3 protein-coding genes and 2 tRNA genes are annotated in these 3,443 nt (G+C 42.8%); all 5 read right to left on the bottom strand.

Annotation, left to right across the window (positions count from 1 at the left end):
* On the bottom strand, positions 1–885 hold an 885-nt coding region (locus tag AC1DPZ_RS24190; RefSeq protein WP_477408295.1), incomplete at its 3' end, for a VOC family protein.
* Between the two features lie 560 nt (positions 886–1,445).
* Positions 1,446–2,045 carry a hypothetical protein gene (locus AC1DPZ_RS24185; protein WP_477408293.1) on the bottom strand — a complete coding sequence of 200 codons (600 nt, stop codon included), beginning with the start codon at positions 2,043–2,045 and terminating at the stop codon, positions 1,446–1,448.
* A 23-nt stretch (positions 2,046–2,068) separates the two neighbouring features.
* On the bottom strand, positions 2,069–2,848 hold the full coding sequence (locus AC1DPZ_RS24180; RefSeq protein WP_477408291.1) for a hypothetical protein: 780 nt from the start codon (positions 2,846–2,848) through the stop codon (positions 2,069–2,071).
* Between the two features lie 323 nt (positions 2,849–3,171).
* Positions 3,172–3,244: transfer RNA gene (locus tag AC1DPZ_RS24175), tRNA-Lys, on the bottom strand.
* Between the two features lie 94 nt (positions 3,245–3,338).
* A tRNA-Lys gene (locus AC1DPZ_RS24170) sits at positions 3,339–3,411 on the bottom strand.
* Positions 3,412–3,443 lie beyond the last annotated feature (32 nt).

The raw sequence follows: 3,443 nt of genomic DNA, 5'->3' as shown, positions 1-3,443 counted from the left end.
CTGCAGGGTTTCGATGTCAACTTTCTTCATTGTCATAAAAATTTGCGTAATGCGCGCTATCTGTTCAGGGCTGCCGTTCCTGAGCGCATCTAACATGACGGTGGAGGCCACCTGCCAGGATACGCCGTATTTGTCCTTCAGCCAGCCRCATTGGCCGGCTTCGCCATCAGTCGAAAGTGCCGACCAGTAATAGTCAATTTCTTCCYGGGTTTCACATGGGATCAATAGCGACACCGCGTCGTTAAAACCGAATCCGTGCTGATGCGCGCTATCCATAGCGGCCAGCCAGGTTTTATCGATGTAAAAATCAGCGAACATAAGTGTGCCTGCCTTATCCGGCCCCATATCCTCCGGGCGTGGGGCGGTGGTACCGCGTTTGCTGTCTTTAAATACCGAGCAGTAAAACGCGATGGCTTCATCGGCTTTACCGGCCACCGGTTGGGTGAACAGTAGCGACGGAACGATGGCGGGCCTTTCCTCGCCGGACGGGTTAGTCAGGATGAGTTGCCAGGATACGCCGTATTTATCGGCTACCCAGCCATAGCGCTCACTAAAAGGATAGTTATCCAGCGGCATCAGTACTTTTCCGTTTTCAATCAGCTTGCTCCAAACCGCGTCGATGTGCTTCGCGGCATCCGGGTCACGCGAGGGGTCGAAGTTGATCATGAAGGAAATGGATGGATTGATCCCAAGCTTGTGCTCTGAACTAATACCCAGGAACGGCTGGCCGGCAACGGTAAATTCAACTACTTCGCATTCGCCGCCGCCAGGCATTGGAAAATGATTTACATAATTAACAGCCGAGCCGGGCATTAAGGTTGCATAGAATTCAGCTGCTTGTTTTGCTTCCTGGTCGAACCAGAGGTGTGGTTTGATGGGTAACATAGGTAAATGGTTTTGATGTTATATATTGTTAAAGATCGTAAGCGCTAATTGTTTTGATCAAATTATTTAACTACCTCAAAATTAAATGTTTTTTTTCGTCCCGGTTAGTGCCATTCAGGCCATTTTAGAGGGTGTATTGCGACAATATTTCACTCGCTGCCAGGTATTCAAACTACATGAAAAGCCCTTTGTTTTTCATTMAGGTAAGCTATATATTACATATTCATTGGAAAATAGCATTAATTCCTGAGCCATGAAAAAGCCCATGTCTTTTGATTTCCTGCTGGATTTAGCCCCTGGTCGGTGTTTTCAGGCTGACCAGTTCAAGGCTTGTATTGCGTCAACCCGGAAATTAAAGTGATCACCTGCACTCAGGATCATTTTTTGATTGACGGAGACCAGGCATCAGTGAGCAGTGAAGTGCAATGCCAGAACCGTGACGGAAAGGTATTTGATATGTATTATTGCGATATCTACGAACTGTTCAACGGTAAAGTCAAAAAAATGATCATCTATGGGGTGAAAAAACCAACTGGAGCACCGGTCAAATAGGACACCAGTTATTGGATCAGTTTAGCTATCTTTTGCAATGGAATTGTTTCTGCAAATTCCAGTATTTGTGTATCTGTACAATCATCTACTTTAAAAGTAATTAAAGCACTTCCCAAAGGTATCTGTAACTCGTAATCATTTTTGTCATTTGTGCTACCTGTCTGTTTTTCAAGCCTTGCTTTATAACCCTGGACTTTTACAGTTTTGGTCTTACCATCATTCATCATTCCACCTAAAAGAGGTGTATTTAATACCGTATTCGTCATAGCAACCAATGGGGAATTACTGATGATAGAAATATCAGCTTTCCTGACGCCTTTCTCATAAGAGCGGTGTATAGTAGCTCCTACGTAACCAATATTGGAAGCAACATTATCTTCCTTTGCAATGACTTCCATTGCATCCATTTTAGGTGGCAACAATTTTAGCACTTCCTTACCAATTATCAGGTCAACTTCCTGCATGGCTTGCTGCAGAGCAAAATGTGTTTCTTCCAGTTTGCCTGCACCGTAGGCAGTTTTAGCAGTGGTCATTGCTTTAGTGAAATTTTGTGCAACGCCAGTACTTATAAAGGCGATGACTGCGATTAATGTTATAAAAGCCTTCATAAATTTTTTTGTTGAGATTAAAATTATTGTTCCCCAAGCATCTTTTTTATTCCGTCAATATCAAAAGTATTAGCGGCAGTCATCACTTCCTGCTCGTTGGCAAAGTTGATACATTCCCAAACAATCATGGAACTTTGGCCAATGGATACTATTAGTGTATATCCCTTACTGTCTTCGTATTGAATGATTGCTTTGTTGCCTTTGACCCTCACCTGTTTAAAATTTTGTTTAGCGCCATTGGCTTCGATCATACCGGCATTTGAAAAATATAAAGCAGCTAAACCTGCATAGATTCCTGCATTTCCAACAGTAATTGTCAACTGTTTATCGGCGTTATTTTTCCACACCCGGTGAATATTCAGGTTACTCCAGCCCCATTGAGTACTCATTACTATGTCTTGTAGTGTATCTACGTTTAAAGCGACTACCGAAGTGGGTAAAGATTTGAGAATCTGTCGACCCAATTGAATCTCTACACCCATGAGCGCCTGCTGTAACGAATACCGGACATCGCTGTAATTCTTAGCCGCATGGGCCGTTTCAGCTTCTGCCATTTGAGCTTTTACATCAGGGGGGGCAGTATTACTTAATCCGCCACCGCCTTTATTGGAGGGCCTGCCGGAAGAGCCGGAGTTACTATTGCCTGATCCGGTTTCAGGAGGAATGCCGGCCTTTTTGTCTACTTCCTTATTTACTGCTTTATTCACCTTGTCTTTGAGCTTCTTTAAGAATCCTTGTGACGAGGCGGTATTAGTAACCATAAGTGCAATAAGGAAACAGAGCAAGTACAAAACCTTTTTCATAAATAAACATTTACATTTGTCAATAAAGAAAAGATAAGTTACATTGGTTTAAGACACTTAAAGCTAAGCATTTAAATTGATTCTTGCAATACTTAAATCAACAGATTGTAGATAATTCTGCCCGCACTTTTTAGCCTCTGGTCGGTGTTATCACCCGCACAGCCTAGGCCTGTATTGCATCTAATACTTAATCACAACTGTAACACCTTTACGTGATAACAATAGCTATTAAGGCCTTTTTAGAAAACGAATTCATCAACAAATGGTGCGGTGAAAATCCAATACCTTTTAACGCAAAAAGGCGCAATCTCTTGCGCCTTTCGTGATCCCGCTGGGATTCGAACCCAGGACCCCAACATTAAAAGTGTTATGCTCTACCAGCTGAGCTACGGAATCAAAATTCAACTTTTGCGGCAATTATGCCGTTTCTGTTCTAAAGAGATTCAATTATGGTTTTAAATAAGAAAAGCCTTCTTTCAAAGGCTTTTCGTGATCCCGCTGGGATTCGAACCCAGGACCCCAACATTAAAAGTGTTATGCTCTACCAGCTGAGCTACGGAATCAAAATTCAACTTTTGCGGCAATTATGCCGTTT

Source organism: Mucilaginibacter sp. P4_G9 (genome assembly GCF_056400985.1).
The sequence above is the reverse complement of the archived record's forward strand: the minus strand, read 5'-3'. Positions and strand labels throughout refer to the sequence as shown.

Bases quoted from the DNA above. Each gene is read 5' to 3' on its own strand.
- AC1DPZ_RS24185 (WP_477408293.1), bottom strand. From the start codon at position 2,045: ATGAAGGCTTTTATAACATTAATCGCAGTCATCGCCTTTATAAGTACT.
- AC1DPZ_RS24180 (WP_477408291.1), bottom strand. From the start codon at position 2,848: ATGAAAAAGGTTTTGTACTTGCTCTGTTTCCTTATTGCACTTATGGTT.